The sequence below is a fragment of the Thermopolyspora sp. NPDC052614 genome (genome assembly GCF_040678635.1).
Lineage (GTDB): Bacteria > Actinomycetota > Actinomycetes > Streptosporangiales > Streptosporangiaceae > Thermopolyspora.
In genome coordinates, this window is sequence record NZ_JBFATZ010000005.1 from 199,602 (window position 1) to 214,464 (window position 14,863).

Below are 14,863 nucleotides of genomic sequence, written 5' to 3' on the forward strand. Positions count from 1 at the left end.
TCGAAGTGTTCAACCGCTCGGGACGGGGGAGTTCGGCCGCCCGCGAGGCGGCCGGGCCGATCCAGTCTGTCCGGCGGCTCCCGCGGCCCGGACGGTCCGCCGGATCGAACTCCGGATACGAATTTACCGTTCCGCGTGGCCGAACTCGCCGCCGTCCTCTGAGGAGCCCTTTGAGGGGCCCTCTGAGTGGTGCCGACCCGCCAGGAGCCCGTGGCGGATCAGGCCTCCGCCGGCTCGCCCGCCGCCTCCTCGGCGAGGGCCGGGATGGCGGCCAGCGCCATGTCGCGGGTGGTCCTGATGTGCTGGACCAGCAGCTTCTCGGCGAGCTCGGCGTCGTGCCGCAGCGCCGCCGCCGCCAGGTCGCGGTGCTCCTGCGCGGCGTCGCGGGCCACGGTGGACGAACCGGTCTCGCTCCAGCGGCGGTACAGCTCGGCCATGTCGAACAGGGAGGCGCAGACGTCGAGGATGATGCCGTTGCCGCACGCCGCGAGCAGCGTGGCGTGGAAGGCGGCGTGCAGCGAGATCCATTCGGGGTTTATGGCCTTCTCCGGCCCGTCCAGCCGGGCCGGGGTGCCGTCGAGGCGGTGGTGGACGGCCAGCACCCGGGACTCCCACTCCAGATCGCCGCGCGTCACCGACATGCGGACGGCCAACCCTTCGATCGAGCAGCGGGCCTCGACGAGCTCCTCCAGGTGCGATCGGGAGAGCGGGGCGACGGAGAACCCCTGGTTCGGCTCCGCCACGACCAGCCGCTGCTCGGCCAGCTTGGTGAGCACCTCGCGGACGACGGAGATGCTGACGCCGTACTCCTCACGAAGAACCGTGGGCTTGAGCCGCTCTCCGGGCCGCACCTGGCCGCGCAGGATCGCGTCGCGGAGCTGGGAATAGACGTCGCCGCCAAGGGTTTTCGAGGTTCCGCGCCTGGCCATACGACAACCTTAGCAGCGTACAGATTTCAGCCCTTCGAACGACTCTTACCCTATTTATCGATTCCTATCGGGACGGCCTCGTACAAAAGCGCCCATCACGCCGCGGCGTCGGACGAGCCAAACAGCCGACCCGCGTTGGCCGCCATGAGTTCCAGCCAGCGAGGGTCGGAGTTATCGTCCGCCAGCCCTCGCACCTGCCGCAGCACGGCGGGCGGCGGGGTGAAGCAGTAGTCGCTGCCGTACAGCAGCCGCTCGTGCCCGACGACCCGGGCCAGGGCGGGCAGGCCGAAGGGCAGCGGCGTGCCCGCGCAGTCGAACCACAACCCCCCGACCAGTTCCCGGATACGCCCGTCCCGCGAGGCGTCGCCCCCCATCGCGGGCGTGCTGAAGAACAGGTCGATCCGCTCCAGCAGCACCGGCAGCGCGCCGCCGCTGTGCGAGATGACGAACCGAATCCGCGGGAACCTCGTCAGCACATCGGCGAACAACAGGTCCACCACGGTCCGCGCCTCGTCGAAGATGAATTCGATCATCGGGTACGGCCGATCGGGGCTGACCAGCTCGGCGTTCGCCGGGGCGGTCGGGTGGATGAAGACGACGGCCTCACGCTCGTCGAGCAGCGCCCACAGCCGCTCGAACCGCTCGTCGCCGAGATACACCCCGTTCGCGTTCGACATGAGGCAGAACCCCGACGCCCCCAGCACGTCCAGCGCGTGCCGCGCCTCCTCAACCGCCTCGTCCGCGTACGGCATCGGCAGCGAGGCGAAGAACCCGAAGCGGGCGGGATGCGCTTTCACCTGCGCCGCGCCGAACTCGTTGACCGCCCGCGCCAGCGCGGCCCGCTCCCCCGGCCCGCCGAAGGTCACCCCGGGCGACGACAGCGACAACACCGCCCGCTCCACGCCCGCCTCGTCCATCAGGGCGATGTGTTCCTCGGCCGACCACGTGGGCCAGCCCGGCATGCGATCGGGCACGACGTGCCCGGCCTGCTGAGCGGCGGTCACGTACTCGTCGAAGAGGAAATGCGCATGAGTGTCCACGAGGCCGGTCTTCGCCATCGTCACTCCCATCATAATCGAATCCCAAAAAGACAGTCGATTATTGTCCCCGCCCTAGTGATCGTCAAGAGCCGCACCGGCGCGGCACGAGTCTTCCACCGTCAACGACCGTCGGGTTCGCATTTCACCTCCCCTGCCCAGGTCGGATATGTCACAACACAGGGCTACTCAAGCCACCACACCTGGAAGGCCGGGCCGTCGGCGGCAGGACGGGCATCGGAGACGATGAGCTCGGCGTCGCCGGCCTGGGCGTTGTCGGCGAGCGCGGGCAGGTCGCACCGATCAATGCGGCCGCCACCGCCGTGCCCGGGGCCGGGCAGGCCGGTACGGATCGGGGCCGGAACCCGCACCATCAAGGCGGCGTACCCGCAGTGCGGGACGACTCCCCGGCGCGTACACGGCGGCGGGGCGGCGGGGCGGCGGGAGCGCGGCACGGCGGCCGACAGCCAGGAGAGGGTGCGTCACCCGCGGGTACGGCGAGTTCGTTGCGGCAACGACGACGACTGCGATGCCAAGACCGTCAGCCCGAGCAGGGGCCGGGGCTGACCGTCCGCGCGGCCCCCCAACCTGATTCTTGCCGACTGGACGGGGCCTGCGTCCTTGATGCGGCCGAGCAAGGCCCTCCACTCGCAAGGGATGAAGGTGTCCGTGCGTGTCGGCGCCTCTTCTTTCGTCGGCGTAGCAGGTGAGACGGACTTCGTGACAGTGACCCCGGTGCGGGTTCGGTGGCCGTAACGGTCACCACTGGCGTGGCAGCACCGCTTCCCGCCCCACATCCGTCAGCAAGGCAAGCAAGGTGACGGCGAGGAGGTACGTGGCCTTCACGAACAAGCTCCTTCGGGGATGAGCGGTAACCGTCAGAAAACGGCTAGCACATCCCACGAGTTGCCTCGCAGCCCAGGGATTTCACTTATCGGCCGCGTTTTCGGCTGAAACAGGGCAACCGTGCCCGTACTTGGTTCCGCCGATGTCGACTACCTATGGCCCCAAGCTGCGCGATGACTTCTCTCGGACCACTAAAGATCTCGCGCATCACGAGCGGGCCGAGGATCACTACACTGCTGCCCGACCATCCACTGCAGTTCGGAAGTAAGCCGGTCGGACCAGAAAGCGGCTAAATCAGGTGATCGAACTCGCCGCTCTTGACCCCGCCGATGAAGGCATCCCACTCAACCGGAGTGAACGCGAGAACCGACCCCTGGGGCTTTTTCGAATCACGCACCAAGAACAACCGCCCGGAAGCCGTCTTAGCGATGTTGGTGACAGCAACCTCCACGCAGTTTGCTCCATTACCACTGCGATGGCTCTTACGCCAGGTGACGGCGGACAGATCCATGGGCAACCCCTGATCTCTACGAGGGTGTGGTGCTACTCCTACTCGGCATGAGAGAGCCAGTCAGCCCAAGCCGTCGAACTCGCCACGTTTGACGCTGCCGATGAACGCGTACCACTCGGCTACGGCGATGGCCAGAACAGTGCCCTCGGGGTTTTTCGAGTCGCGAACCAGGTACAGTCGCTCCGTACCCGCCTGCGCGGCATCGGTGACCGCGACCTCAACACAGTTGGCACCCTCGCCACTGTGACGGCTCTTATGCCAAATGACATGCGACAAGTCCACGCACAACCTCCTGACGCAGAGAGCTCGCCCTCGACACGCAAGAGCTGATCAGCCCAGGTGGCCGAACTTGCCGCTCTTGATCTCGCCGACGAAGGCATCCCACTCGGATAGCGCGAAGGCGAGGATCGCGCCCTGGGGATTCTTCGAGTCACGGACCAGGAACAGACGCTTGTCCTCCGTCCGCGCAGCATCGGCGACCGCGACCTCGACACAATTCGAACCGTTGCCGCTGCGACGGCTCTTTCGCCAGGTGACACGAGACAGATCCACGGATACCCCCTGACCTCGAGCAAATAGGGCTCGCCCTCACCGCGCAAAAGCTGATCAGCTCAGGTGGTCGAGCTTTCCGCTCTTGATCCCGCCGACGAAGGCATCCCACTCGCCCGGAGCGAACGCCAGAACCGCACCATCGGGGTTCTTGGAATCACGGATCAGGTACAACCGCTCCGTGCCTGCCCGAGCGGCGTCAGCAGCCGCGATCTCGACACAATCCGCGCCGTTGCCGCTGTAGCGGCTCTTTCTCCAGGTGACGCGAGACAGGTCCATGGGTAACCCCCTTGGTCTCCACGCGCGGGGCAGACTACTCTTCATGCGGCCTGCTCGGCCAATCGTGCGATCAGCAGCCTCGACTCCTCGGGGGCGAGCGCCATCGCACGGATGTGGTCGAAAGCCAGTGAATACTGGTATATCTCGACATCGCTCTCGATGTACAGGTTGCCTGTCAAGTTTTCGAGATACACCACCTCTGGGTCGTGCAGCTCTCGGAACTCGATGATTGAAAATTTTCCGGCCGTCCCGGGATGAGCACCATTGGTGGACGGCAGCACCTGGATCGTGACATTGTCTCGATCCGAGAACTCAAGCAGCTTTGCGTATTGCTCCCGCATGATGGCAGCACTGCCGACCTGGCGAATGAGCGCAGCCTCGTCAATGACCGTCCAGAACCGCAACGGGTTCTCCTTGCGGAGGAGGAGCTCCTGCCGAGTCATGCGCACCTCAACGCGCCGGTCGACCTCGGCCGGTGCGCGTAGCCCCATTAGAGAAGCGCGATTGATCTCCCGCGCGTACTCGTCGGTCTGCAAGAGGCCGTTGACGATCATGCCATCGTAGCTGCGGATCAACGCGGCGTCGGCCTCGAGTTCGATGTAGGCCGGGAAGTCGCTCGGCAGCGAGTCGGCGTAGGCGTCCCACCAGCCGCGCTTGCGCGCCGACCTGCCCAACGCGATCAGGCCGGCCCGCTTTCCCTCGGGCAGATCGTAGATGTCGAGCATGTGGGCGAGATCCGGCGAGGTGAGCCCGACGCGGGCCGTCTCGATCCTGGAGAGCTTCGCCGGTGACCAGCCCAGCTTCTCGGCGGTCTCCTCAAGGGTCATCTCGCTGCGTTCCCGCAGCCTGCGCAGCTCACCGGCGAGCCGCCTGCGCCGTACCGTCGGTCCACGCTTGATCGTCACTGAAACCTCCTCGGGTGACCACGCATAGTGTGCACCATCGACACGTTCTGCGTCCGGGAAATAACTACATGCAGTCTATGGAAAATTTGCAGATCCCCTTGCCAAGAGTCCCGAGATCCGCGACCATCGAGCACCCGACGGTCACTTTGCGTAACACATTCACCACAAATCGCACTCAACTGCCTAGCAAAGGAGCGAAAGGGGCTACCGATGCACACACGCGACCAGGGTCGGCAACCCGTACCGGAGACGGCCTCGCCGAGCCCCGCCCACTCCCCCCTTGGCCCCGACCTGCCGCCCCTCGCCCACCCGGATTCCGCCCCGGCGACCGGAACCGAACCCAGGACCGGCGACGCCACCCCGACCCCGCGCCCGCTGCCCGCCGCCGCCTCCGGCGACACCCCCAGGAAGCCGGGCCTGATGGGCAGGATCGACCTGCCCGGCGACGTCACCTCCGTGGCCAAGGCCCGCCGCTACGTCCGCGTCCTGCTCGCCAACATCGCCCACCCCCGCACCGACGACGCCGTGCTCCTCGTCAGCGAACTGGTCGCCAACGCCGTACGCCACTCCGACTCAGCCCTCCCCGGCGGCCAGGTCACCGTCGCCGTCGCCTGCTGCTCTGGAACGCTCCACATCGACGTCCTCGACGCCGGCTCCCCCACCACCAAGCCCGAGCTCCGCCCCACCCCCGACACCCTCACCTGCTCCGGCCGCGGCCTGTGGCTCGTCCGCGAACTCTCCTCAGCCTGGGGCTGGCACGAAACCGCCACCGGCCGCGTGGTCTGGTTCCAGCTCCCCGACGCCTGACCCGCCCGACCCCTTCCCCACCCCGCCTCCACCACTCCGACCAGCGACCCTCCCCCTACACAACGCCTCACCCCGTACCCCAGAGCAAGAACACCCGAGGCAAGCCGCGCGGCGTCGAGGAAGCGCCCCAGCCCGTGTTGCAGGTCGGCCATCCGCCTGGCGAATCGCACCGGGCACACGGAACTGCCCCAGCCCGGTCATCCAGGCCGGACCACCGGCAACTCCTGGTCACGGCCGCCTTCCCACGTCAAAATCGTCATCTCCCGGTCCGTTTAATCCGAGAGGACCGAACACACCACCCCGGGAAAGAACTTCTGCGGCAATCAGTAGCGCTCAGCCGCGCCCCTGGATGTAGCGCGCGCACTCGCCGAGTACGAGCAGCCTCAGCCGTGCATCCGTGTCGAGCCCACGCACCTGCTTGGCCCGGATCACGGCAAGGAGCGCCGACTCCTGCGGGTCGTCGCCGAGGGCGGCGGCGACGGCCAGCGCCGCCCGAGCTCGATTGTGCAATTCGACCGAGGCCGAGCCCAACGGCGCCACCCCCTCGCTGGACTCACCGGCAGCGTCCCGCAGCAGCCGGTCGGCCATCGCCTCGTACCTGCCCTGCTGCTCGCTCCGCTCGCGGTCACCCAGCGGAGCGAGCAGCAGGGCGCGCACGTCACCCAGACCGGTGGACTCCGCAACAGTGAGCGCAGCCTGTGCGGCGATACGCGGGAGAGCGGACGGCGTGGGGTTTTCAACGATCTCGGCGAGCGCGGGCTCGGCCAGCATCGGATGTCCCTGGGCGCGCTCAGGCAACCAGGACCCGGTCGAAGCGACGCCACCCCTGAGCCGGATCCGCGCATGTGGCAGTCGCAGCCACTCGGCATTCACGCGCAGGCCCGACAGCCTCTCGCCGAGCGCGAGCCCGGAGGCGAGCATCGCCACGACACCCTCCCCGAAAGGCAGATCCGCCGCATCCGGCACGACAACCTGCCCACGCGAAGGAGGGTCGACCAGGATCTGGACCTGATCGCCCCTCAAATGGACAAGCCGGACGTCGAACTCCACGTTCCATGACACGCTGAGTGCCCGGCCGCCATCAGCGAGGCGGCGCAGCATCGCGGGGTCGCCGACGCGTCCGCCAAAAGGCTCTGCGATCAGTGCCCAATCGCCTCGTACATCAACCAAGGCGAACGGGGCCGCCTCATCGACCGCTTCGGGCAGCGTCATCAGGGAGATGTCCGCAGCGGAGCCTCCGAGCGCCTCCGCCACACTCTGCGGTGTATGTCCCCGGCACCACGACAGACACATATGCTCGCCCAGCATGCCCGCGTCGAGCATGTCCGCGTATCGCGCCATATCTTCGGGATAGGACATGCCCACCAAAGTAATGGCCTGGAGCATACGAGCCGCTCGCTGGACCAGGGAGCACCGTTGCGCCGGACACACCAGATGGCGCGACCACACGTAATCGGATGGTAGCGTTCCGTGCATGCCTTCCCCTCGGCATGACGCCCTCAACCGGCTCATGCAACACCACCCCGACCTGCCCATCCGCCTGCTGCGCGAGGTCGGCGGGATCGACCTGCCCGACCTGTTGCTGCACGTGGGGCCGGGAGACCTGCGCGACCGCATCTCCCGCGAGATGCACGCCGACACCGTCGTGTTCGGCGGCCCGCGCCAGGACCGATGGTTCTCCGTCATCGTCGAGGTCGAGACCGAGATGTCGGAGAAGAAGCCGCACGACACCGTCGTGGCGGCCGCCGTCCTGTGGCTGGAGACCCGCGCACCGGTCCACGTCATCTTCATCACCCCCGACCCCGACGCCGCCAAGTTCGCCGGCCCCGTGCAGATCAGCATCGGCTGCCTCACCATCACCATGCACCCGGTGATCGTCGGCCCCGACCACATCCCCGTCCTGACCGACCCCAACCAGATGGCCGGCGACCTGCTCACCTCGGCCCTGTCGGTGATGGCCCACGGCCACCGCCCGGACGTCGCCCGGGCCTTCGTCAAGCTCCTCGGCGACCTTCCCGCCGATGACGCAACGTCCCTGTTCAATTACACTATCGACATGGCCCCGCCGCCGACCCGCCGACTGCTGGAGGAAACCGTGACCACCTACGTCACCGAGAACAGCCCCTGGGCACAAAACCTCTACCGCAAAGGCCAAGCCGACGCTGTGCTCTCCGTCCTGCGCCTGCGCAACATCGCGGTGCCGCCCGACCGGCAGCAGCAGCTCAGCACCTGCACCGACCCCACCCTCCTGGACCTGTGGCTACAACGCGCCCTCGACGCCACACACATCGACGACCTCTTCGACGACACCCCCAAACCCCAGCCCCAGCCCTAGCAAGCGCTCACTCACCGCGAGGACCGCCCACGCCCAGCCTTCGACTTCGACGGGTGCACCGCGCCGCCATGTTGAAGGAGACGTGTGACCGACCTCCTCACGCCTGAGGAGTTCGCCGACCTGTTCAACTCGTTCGCCCACACGGCGGCGTTCCGCCTGGAGACACGCGACTTCTACGATGAGGACTCCGAGCATGAGCCGTTCCGGCGGTTCCTCGCCGGAGAACCCGCCGACGACTCCTGGGTGGCCGACTTCTGCGAGGACGTGCGGAGTTGGGTCGCCGAGGGCAAGCGAGTGGAGCGCGTACGGGTGATCACCGTGCCACACGGCGACTATGTGCGGTGGAGCATGACGGTGGCGCGGTTGAACGTCCAGGACGGGGAGGACATCCGCTACCTGCCCCGCCCTGAGGCTCGTGACCTGGAGTTTCCCCACGAGGACTACTGGCTGTTCGACTCGCGGCGAGCGGCGGTCCTGCACTGCGACGACGCCGATCGGCTGCTGGGCGCCGAACTGATCGTAGATCCCGCCGAGGTGGTCAAGCGCTGCCGCTGGCGGGACGTGGCTTGGAGCCACGCGACCGGCTGGCGGCAGTACTCCGGGTCGTAGGCTTCCTTGAGCGTCAAGCTTCCGAGCGCGTGAGGCGCTCGGCCTTCGGCTCCGGGAACTGCGTCGGGACTCCCATCTGACGGGTTGGCGGCTGGCAAAGCTGAACGGGTGGCATCCGTCGAAGATCTCCAGATCGAGAACGGCAGGCAGACCGGCGGGATCATGGTCGAGCCGTCTGCTAACGTCCGACCGTGAGCAGCGGCGTCTACGTGGGGAACGCGTACAAGGATGCACCCGAGGAACACGGGTGGCTTCTCGGCCATTTCAGAACGCCCGGTGACCTGCGGCACAGCCGGGACGTTGAAATCAAATGGGGCGTTCATCCGCGCGGCGAGCGGCGCGCCGCTTGGGTCACCGGCGAGGAGCGCACCGCGCTCCTGGTTCTCATCAGCGGCCGGTTCCGCATGGAGTTCCGCGACCACAGCGTCGTGCTGGAGAGGCAAGGCGACTACGTGGTGTGGGGACGCGGCGTCGACCACTCCTGGACCGCCGAGGATGATTCGGTGGTGATGACGGTGCGGTGGCCATCCATCTCCGGATATAGGGCGCCCGACCATCTTTAACAGCGTTCGAAGCAGCGGGTTTTGTGGTGCTTCGGCCGCATTGGGGGCGGGACTGGCCGAGGCGCCGTCCCAGTGGGCGTAGGTGGACGCGGATGGCAGGTCGTCGCCGACGTTCGCGATCCGGTAAGGCGACCAATTCCGGCCGGGGAAGACATGCAACGAACCCGATTTGTCGTACACGCATGCTTGGCTTCTGCCCGGAATGCCGGCCATCGCCATGCCGGTGGATGGCGTCCCACTCCCGGCCTGGCCGTTCGGCTACCAGCCTGAACGGCCACCGTTATCCCGGCGTCTCCTTGACGGCGGCACGGGCAGGACCGGTGAGGCGCACCGCAGGCACGGAGGTTCACCGGGAGCCTCCGCACCGTGGAGGAAATCGTGATTGCGGAAGAGATAGTTCGGTACTACCGGCGGTTCGATGAGAACCACCAGTGGCTGACGTGGAACTCCGCCTGCTGGACGATCGTGAAGCCGGTAGATCATCGCCCGGATTTGTGGGAGATCGCGACCACGCTCTCACGATCCGGTGACGACTATGAGATCGTGCGGTTGGACGTACGTGAAGGTGGTCTGACTCTCGGGAAGCTGGTCCTTTTCGTCGAGATTCTCGACGACGGCTATTTTCTGCTCGACCCGTACGATATGTATGGCAGCGAGGACACCGTTGTGCGGGTGCTGAGCGAGCGCGCCAGGGTCTGGAGCCTCTCCTGGGTCAGTCCGCTGATGCGCCTGACCCACATGGAGGACCGCGAGATACTCGTTCAATCGCCCAACCTGCACGCTTACACGCGCATGTACGGCACCATGCCACATTTGCTGGACGACGAGCTGGATTTCGTGTGGCACCTCTGCGAACAGGACGGCACCGTGCCGGGAGTCGCGGAGATGATGGCCGTGATGGAATTGGCCACCGGGGTCCGGATGAACGACGATTTCGTCGCAGGCACGGGAACCGCACTGATCATTGACGACCCGATTCGATAAGAGTTCAAAACCGCGACGTCTGGTAAGCGGAGGGATCGGGCGCGGGCTGCGCCACACTGAGATCGCCTCTCCTGCTTCCGGAGGCGATTTCCGCGCGGTTCCGGAGCTCACCGGTGAGGTGGTCGCGGGCCGAGGTGCGGAATGCGGCCGCCAGGCGGCTGCGGTCGGTGGCGCGGGTCGCCACGACGACGTGGCCGGGGTCGACGCCGTGCAGCGGGATGGCGGTGAGGTCGGGGCGGGCGCCGCCGAGGTGCAGGGCGGCCGGGATGATGGCCACGGCCTGTCCGGCGGCTATGCATTCCAGCTTGTCCTCGATGGTCTCGACCGGGGGGCCGCCGGGTGCGGGGCGGCCTCCGGGGCGGGGGTCGATGCGCCAGTACGCGTCCCAGTCCGGATCGGGGAAGCGGGGTATCGGCTCGTCCTCGATGTCGTCGAGGGTGACCGACTCCTTGCCGGCCAGCCGGTGTCCGACCGGTACGAGCAGCAGCTTCGGCTCGTCGTAGAGGATCGTTACGGCCAGGCCCTCGGTTCGCAGCGGCAGCCGGGTGACGACCGCGTCGACGCGCCGGTCGAGCAGGGCCTGACGCGGCTCGTTCCACTTCAGGTGCAGCGTGCGTACGTCGGCGTCGGGGTGTTTGCGCCGCAGGTCGTGAACCGCAGGGGTGACGATCAGGCCCGTGGTGTAGCCGACGGTGAAGCGGGTGGGCCGCGCGGCGGCGCGGGCCACGGCCGCGGCCTGCTCGGCGGAGCGCAACAAGGCGTGGGCGTGCGGGAGGAATGCCTCGCCCGCTTCGGTCAGTCGTGTGCCCTGCCGCGTACGGTCGAACAGCCGGGCGCCCAGCCGGGCCTCGAGCTGGGTGATCTGACGGCTCAGCGACGGCTGCGCGACGCGCAGTTCGGCCGCGGCGCGACCGAAGTGCAGGTGTGACGCGACGACGGTGAAGTAGCGCACCAGCCGAAGGTCGAAATCCGTCATGCCTGAATCGTATTACCTGATCCGGAATAGGTCTTTGATCACCGGTAGTGCGCGTTCCTACCGTGACAGTCATGACTACCGACAACGAGATCGCCGTCCGGCGCTTCTACGAGGCCCTCGCCACAGGTGACACCGCATTGGTCGACGAGGCCCTCGCCGCCGACTGGGAAGCCGTTCCGGCCATGCGGACCGGGCCCGGCCCGGACGGATGGAAGAAGAGCATCGAGCACCTGCGCGGAGTGTTCACCGGCCTGACCGTCACGATCGAGCACGTCGTCGAGTCCGGCGACATGGTGGCCGTGCGTTCGGTCGGCCGCGGCGTGCACGCCGGGGAGCTGCTGGGCGTCGAGGGCACCGGACGCGAGGTCGAGTTCCAGGCGTCGGACTTCCACCAGGTGATCGACGGACGGATCGTACGGACGTGGCACCTGGAGGACTATTTCGGGATCGCGCGCCAACTCGGCTTGGAGTTCACCCGTGTCGCTTGACGGAAAGACGGCCGTGGTGACCGGGGCGGCCCGCGGCATCGGGTACGCGTACTGCCAACGGCTCGCCGCGGACGGCGCGAACGTCGTCGCCGTGGACATCGACGACCCCGGCGACGCCGTGAAAAAGCTGACCGGCGGCGGCGACAAGCTGGGGCTGGCGTGCGACATCGGCGACCCGTCGCAGGTCGAGGCCGTGACCGCCGCGGTCCTCGACCGCTACGGGCGCTGCGACATCCTCGTCAACAACGCCGCGATCTTCCCGCTGACCGACATCGACCACGTGACGATCGAGCTGTGGCGCGAGGTGCAGGCCGTCAACGTCGAGCCGATCCTGCTCTTCGCCCGTGCCTTCGTGCCGGGGATGCGCGCCGCCGGATGGGGGCGCATCGTCAACACCGGCTCGGGCATCACCCTGCTGCAGAACCGCGATTTGGCGTACCTGACCAGCAAGGGCACGGTGCACGCGCTGACCCGCGCGCTCGCCAACGAGTTCGGCGAGGACGGCATCACGGTCAACGCGATCGCCCCGGGCCTGGTGCCGACCGAGGGTTTCCTCACCCGCGTCCGAACCGGCGGCCCGGCCGCCGACGAGGTGTTCGCCCGTGTGACGGCCCTGCAGACCATCAGGCGCCGATCGGTTCCGGCGGATCTCGCCGACGCCCTCGCCTTCCTGGTCTCGGACGAGGCCGGTTTCATCACCGGCCAGATCCTGCACGTTGACGGCGGCCTGACACGCACGGGGGCCTGAGATCAGGTGGGGCGTTCATCCGCGCGTGGGGAGCGGCGCCTGGCGTGGGTCACGGGCGAGGAACGCTCCGCGCTCCTCGCCCTCGTCGGCGGCCGGTTCCGCATGGAGTTCCGTGGCCACGACGTCGTACCGGAGAGGCAAGGCGACTACGTGGTGTGGGGACCCGGCGTCGACCACTCCTGGACGGCCGAAGACAACTCGGTCGTGATGACCGTACGGTGGCCGTCCATCCCCGGATGCCGGGCACCCGGCCGTCTTTGACACCCGGCTTTCCCTTGCCCCGCCACGAGGATCACTGATCCGTCCAAGGCGAGATCGTGCTCACGCCCGCCTGGTACTCCAGTGACGCATTGAGATCATGGTCGATGTCTGCGCTGGTAGTGGCATCGGCGGGCGGTGGCCTGATGGCGGCGTCGCCAGTGAGCCAAGGTTTTCCGGTGACTTATGTCAGATGGAGTTCACCTCGTGCTCATTCTGCGGTTGATCATCATCGGTGGGATAGCTATACCTTCCCACTGATAGCAATCGTCCCAGTAAAGCCACATTTACACTTTTTCGCCGGATACTCCTCTTATGGGTGGGTTATGCATCAAACGCATCGGTTGGCGCTATCATTCCAGGGTTTCCTGATTGCCGCGCTGTCCATCATGGTGGCCACCTCGATGGTGCTGTCCCTCGCTCCCGTCACCCCGGCGCGAGCGGCGGCCGGGGACTTCACCCTCACCCTCAATGCCTCCGACCTCGGCCTGAATTCTGCCGTCCTGCGGGATATCGTCCCGGAGATGCAGGCGGAGATCAGAGAGCACGGCGGATTGGACGACACGCTCAAGGAGGCGATCGCGAACAGTTCGACCCCAATGCCCGGCGGCATCGACACCTCCTGGCCGAATTTCAGCGGCACAGTAAACGTGACCTCCGACGGCACCGGCCTGGTTCTCACCATCCCGGCCGGGGAGATCACCACCTCCGCCAGCTTCTGGCAGTGGCTCGTCGCCACGGCGATCGGCTGGACCGCGGGGTACGGGCTCAGGGTGCTGTGTATCTCGGGCTTGACAGCCTCCGGGGTCGGTGCCGCTGTCATTCCGCTGATCTGCACCCCGCTCCAAACCACCGTCACCGGGATCGTGACGTCGCTCGTAACACACGGGTTCGCCGGAGACCTGGGCTCCCCTGAGGCAACCAGGGACATCATCGTCGCCGGTCTGTTCGGACTGGCGGGCGGTGTCCTGTGGGAGAAATATCTCGCCCCGTGGGCGAAGGGCAATTTCGCCAGGGCCGTGAAGGACATCGGCACCTGGATCAGGCGCAGGGTGCCCTGGGTCGAATCCTGGCTCGGAAGGGGAGCGGCCGAGGAAGTGGAGGCGGTCGGCACACAGCTTGAGGAACTGGAGGGACTCCTCAACGAAGCGATCAGGGAGTGGGGTGGGCTGAACCCTTCGAACCTCCGGAAGAGCTTGCGGATCATGGCGTTAGGTGACTCGATCACCCACGGTGCGGGCAGCTCGAACGGAGGCGGTTACCGACCGACTCTCAACAACCTACTGAAAGAGGACGGGGCCACCGTCACGTTCGTCGGCTCACAGCACTCGGGCCCGGCGCCCGACGCCCACGAGGGACACCCCGGCTGGACGATCTCCCAGATCGCCGGCATCACGGACTCGGCGATGGCCACGTACCGACCCAACGTGGTGCTGCTGCACATCGGCAACAACGACAACCCGGACGGCGCGCCGGCCAGGGTCGGCAGCCTCATCGACCAGATCTTCCGGGCCGATCCCAAGGTCACCCTCCTGGTCTCGACCATCGTCCCGTCCAACTGGTGGCCGACCCAGGAGCGCATCCTGCGGTTCAACCAGGCGCTCCGGTCGGAGATCGGGGCGCGGTGGGTGGCCGGCAAGCACGTCTACATGGTCAACATGAGCCCGGTGACGCTCACCGATCTGGCCGACCTCTTGCACCCCAACGACTCCGGCTACCTGCAGATGGCAGGAGCGTTCTACCGCGGCCTGCGGGACGTGGCGCAGGCCGGCTGGATAACCGCGTCCGACGGCGGGACCCCGGGCGGCGGTTCCGCCAGGGGCTGGCTCCCCCAGGGCACGATCGCGTCCGGGACCTTCGGCGGACCCACCAGCAGGGTCGTCTACGCCGACATCAACGGCGACCGCAAGGCCGACTACCTCCAGATCAACTCCAACAGCTCGGTCCAGGCCTGGCTGAACGGCGGCCCCAAGCCCAGCGGCGGCGACTGGTACTGGGTCCCGCAGGGCACCATCGCCAGCGGCGTCGGCACGCCCGGC

The 14,863-nt window shown here is 67.2% G+C and carries 19 protein-coding genes; 9 read left to right on the forward strand and 10 right to left on the reverse strand.

The genetic code is table 11. The features are described from left to right. Positions 1–218: 218 nt before the first annotated feature. The 8 genes from AB0K60_RS12995 to AB0K60_RS13030 all read right to left on the reverse strand — a co-directional run bounded on the left by AB0K60_RS12995 (position 219) and on the right by AB0K60_RS13030 (position 5,056). A complete protein-coding gene (locus tag AB0K60_RS12995; protein ID WP_364052580.1) occupies positions 219–929 on the reverse strand; it encodes a GntR family transcriptional regulator in 711 nt (236 codons plus the stop codon). Between the two features lie 95 nt (positions 930–1,024). Next, positions 1,025–1,987, reverse strand: a complete 963-nt coding sequence (locus tag AB0K60_RS13000; protein WP_364052583.1) for an amidohydrolase family protein — start codon at positions 1,985–1,987, stop codon at positions 1,025–1,027. Between the two features lie 164 nt (positions 1,988–2,151). Further along, the gene (locus tag AB0K60_RS13005) at positions 2,152–2,340 is read right to left on the reverse strand and encodes a hypothetical protein (RefSeq protein ID WP_364052586.1); all 189 of its coding nucleotides are present in this window, start codon (positions 2,338–2,340) and stop codon (positions 2,152–2,154) included. A 761-nt stretch (positions 2,341–3,101) separates the two neighbouring features. Further along, complete coding sequence (locus AB0K60_RS13010; RefSeq protein WP_364052589.1) at positions 3,102–3,323, reverse strand: DUF397 domain-containing protein; 222 nt, start codon at positions 3,321–3,323, stop codon at positions 3,102–3,104. Positions 3,324–3,383: 60 nt separating this feature from the next. After that, positions 3,384–3,605 carry a DUF397 domain-containing protein gene (locus tag AB0K60_RS13015; RefSeq protein ID WP_364052592.1) on the reverse strand — a complete coding sequence of 74 codons (222 nt, stop codon included), beginning with the start codon at positions 3,603–3,605 and terminating at the stop codon, positions 3,384–3,386. Between the two features lie 48 nt (positions 3,606–3,653). Next, the gene (locus AB0K60_RS13020; RefSeq protein WP_364052595.1) at positions 3,654–3,875 is read right to left on the reverse strand and encodes a DUF397 domain-containing protein; all 222 of its coding nucleotides are present in this window, start codon (positions 3,873–3,875) and stop codon (positions 3,654–3,656) included. Between the two features lie 54 nt (positions 3,876–3,929). Next, the gene (locus tag AB0K60_RS13025) at positions 3,930–4,151 is read right to left on the reverse strand and encodes a DUF397 domain-containing protein (RefSeq protein ID WP_364052598.1); all 222 of its coding nucleotides are present in this window, start codon (positions 4,149–4,151) and stop codon (positions 3,930–3,932) included. Positions 4,152–4,192: 41 nt separating this feature from the next. Then, positions 4,193–5,056 carry a helix-turn-helix transcriptional regulator gene (locus tag AB0K60_RS13030; RefSeq protein WP_364052601.1) on the reverse strand — a complete coding sequence of 288 codons (864 nt, stop codon included), beginning with the start codon at positions 5,054–5,056 and terminating at the stop codon, positions 4,193–4,195. A gap of 210 nt (positions 5,057–5,266) precedes the next feature. Here AB0K60_RS13030 and AB0K60_RS13035 point away from each other — a divergent pair, with 210 nt between their 5' ends. Further along, complete coding sequence (locus tag AB0K60_RS13035) at positions 5,267–5,863, forward strand: ATP-binding protein (RefSeq protein WP_364052604.1); 597 nt, start codon at positions 5,267–5,269, stop codon at positions 5,861–5,863. Between the two features lie 333 nt (positions 5,864–6,196). Here the strand turns inward: AB0K60_RS13035 and AB0K60_RS13040 are convergent, their stop codons facing one another. Next, positions 6,197–7,222 carry a hypothetical protein gene (locus tag AB0K60_RS13040; protein WP_364052607.1) on the reverse strand — a complete coding sequence of 342 codons (1,026 nt, stop codon included), beginning with the start codon at positions 7,220–7,222 and terminating at the stop codon, positions 6,197–6,199. A gap of 115 nt (positions 7,223–7,337) precedes the next feature. On the opposite strand from AB0K60_RS13040, the gene AB0K60_RS13045 reads away from it, so the two are divergent. The 4 genes from AB0K60_RS13045 (at position 7,338) to AB0K60_RS13060 (ending at position 10,354) form a co-directional block, all read left to right on the forward strand. After that, complete coding sequence (locus AB0K60_RS13045) at positions 7,338–8,198, forward strand: hypothetical protein (protein ID WP_364052610.1); 861 nt, start codon at positions 7,338–7,340, stop codon at positions 8,196–8,198. Between the two features lie 84 nt (positions 8,199–8,282). Beyond that, positions 8,283–8,807: a DUF6879 family protein gene (locus AB0K60_RS13050; protein WP_364052613.1), complete on the forward strand. Its 525-nt coding sequence runs from the start codon at positions 8,283–8,285 to the stop codon at positions 8,805–8,807. Positions 8,808–8,998: 191 nt separating this feature from the next. Then, positions 8,999–9,370 carry a signal peptidase I gene (locus tag AB0K60_RS13055; RefSeq protein ID WP_364052616.1) on the forward strand — a complete coding sequence of 124 codons (372 nt, stop codon included), beginning with the start codon at positions 8,999–9,001 and terminating at the stop codon, positions 9,368–9,370. Between the two features lie 366 nt (positions 9,371–9,736). Beyond that, a complete protein-coding gene (locus AB0K60_RS13060; RefSeq protein ID WP_364052619.1) occupies positions 9,737–10,354 on the forward strand; it encodes a hypothetical protein in 618 nt (205 codons plus the stop codon). 4 nt (positions 10,355–10,358) lie between these two features. Here the strand turns inward: AB0K60_RS13060 and AB0K60_RS13065 are convergent, their stop codons facing one another. Then, positions 10,359–11,330: a LysR family transcriptional regulator gene (locus tag AB0K60_RS13065; RefSeq protein ID WP_364052622.1), complete on the reverse strand. Its 972-nt coding sequence runs from the start codon at positions 11,328–11,330 to the stop codon at positions 10,359–10,361. A 71-nt stretch (positions 11,331–11,401) separates the two neighbouring features. Between AB0K60_RS13065 and AB0K60_RS13070 the strand changes: the two genes are divergently transcribed. The 4 genes from AB0K60_RS13070 to AB0K60_RS13085 form a co-directional block, all read left to right on the forward strand. Further along, on the forward strand, positions 11,402–11,818 hold the full coding sequence (locus AB0K60_RS13070) for an ester cyclase (protein WP_364052625.1): 417 nt from the start codon (positions 11,402–11,404) through the stop codon (positions 11,816–11,818). Further along, on the forward strand, positions 11,808–12,566 hold the full coding sequence (locus AB0K60_RS13075) for an SDR family oxidoreductase (RefSeq protein WP_364052628.1): 759 nt from the start codon (positions 11,808–11,810) through the stop codon (positions 12,564–12,566). Before AB0K60_RS13070 ends, AB0K60_RS13075 begins: the two co-directional genes overlap by 11 nt. 6 nt (positions 12,567–12,572) lie before the next feature. Then, positions 12,573–12,827 (forward strand): hypothetical protein, encoded by a 255-nt coding sequence (locus AB0K60_RS13080; RefSeq protein ID WP_364052631.1) that lies wholly within the window; start codon positions 12,573–12,575, stop codon positions 12,825–12,827. Between the two features lie 56 nt (positions 12,828–12,883). Continuing rightward, the coding region (locus AB0K60_RS13085; protein WP_364052634.1) for an SGNH/GDSL hydrolase family protein at positions 12,884–14,863 on the forward strand (1,980 nt) is incomplete at its 3' end.

Excerpts from the sequence above, each read along its gene's own strand:
- AB0K60_RS13035 (WP_364052604.1), top strand. The coding sequence starts at position 5,267 with ATGCACACACGCGACCAGGGTCGGCAACCCGTACCGGAGACGGCCTCG.
- AB0K60_RS13045 (WP_364052610.1), top strand. The coding sequence starts at position 7,338 with ATGCCTTCCCCTCGGCATGACGCCCTCAACCGGCTCATGCAACACCAC.
- AB0K60_RS12995 (WP_364052580.1), bottom strand. The coding sequence starts at position 929 with ATGGCCAGGCGCGGAACCTCGAAAACCCTTGGCGGCGACGTCTATTCC.
- AB0K60_RS13070 (WP_364052625.1), top strand. The coding sequence starts at position 11,402 with ATGACTACCGACAACGAGATCGCCGTCCGGCGCTTCTACGAGGCCCTC.
- AB0K60_RS13040 (WP_364052607.1), bottom strand. The coding sequence starts at position 7,222 with ATGTCCTATCCCGAAGATATGGCGCGATACGCGGACATGCTCGACGCG.
- AB0K60_RS13065 (WP_364052622.1), bottom strand. The coding sequence starts at position 11,330 with ATGACGGATTTCGACCTTCGGCTGGTGCGCTACTTCACCGTCGTCGCG.
- AB0K60_RS13025 (WP_364052598.1), bottom strand. The coding sequence starts at position 4,151 with ATGGACCTGTCTCGCGTCACCTGGAGAAAGAGCCGCTACAGCGGCAAC.
- AB0K60_RS13000 (WP_364052583.1), bottom strand. The coding sequence starts at position 1,987 with ATGGCGAAGACCGGCCTCGTGGACACTCATGCGCATTTCCTCTTCGAC.
- AB0K60_RS13005 (WP_364052586.1), bottom strand. The coding sequence starts at position 2,340 with ATGGTGCGGGTTCCGGCCCCGATCCGTACCGGCCTGCCCGGCCCCGGG.
- AB0K60_RS13010 (WP_364052589.1), bottom strand. The coding sequence starts at position 3,323 with ATGGATCTGTCCGCCGTCACCTGGCGTAAGAGCCATCGCAGTGGTAAT.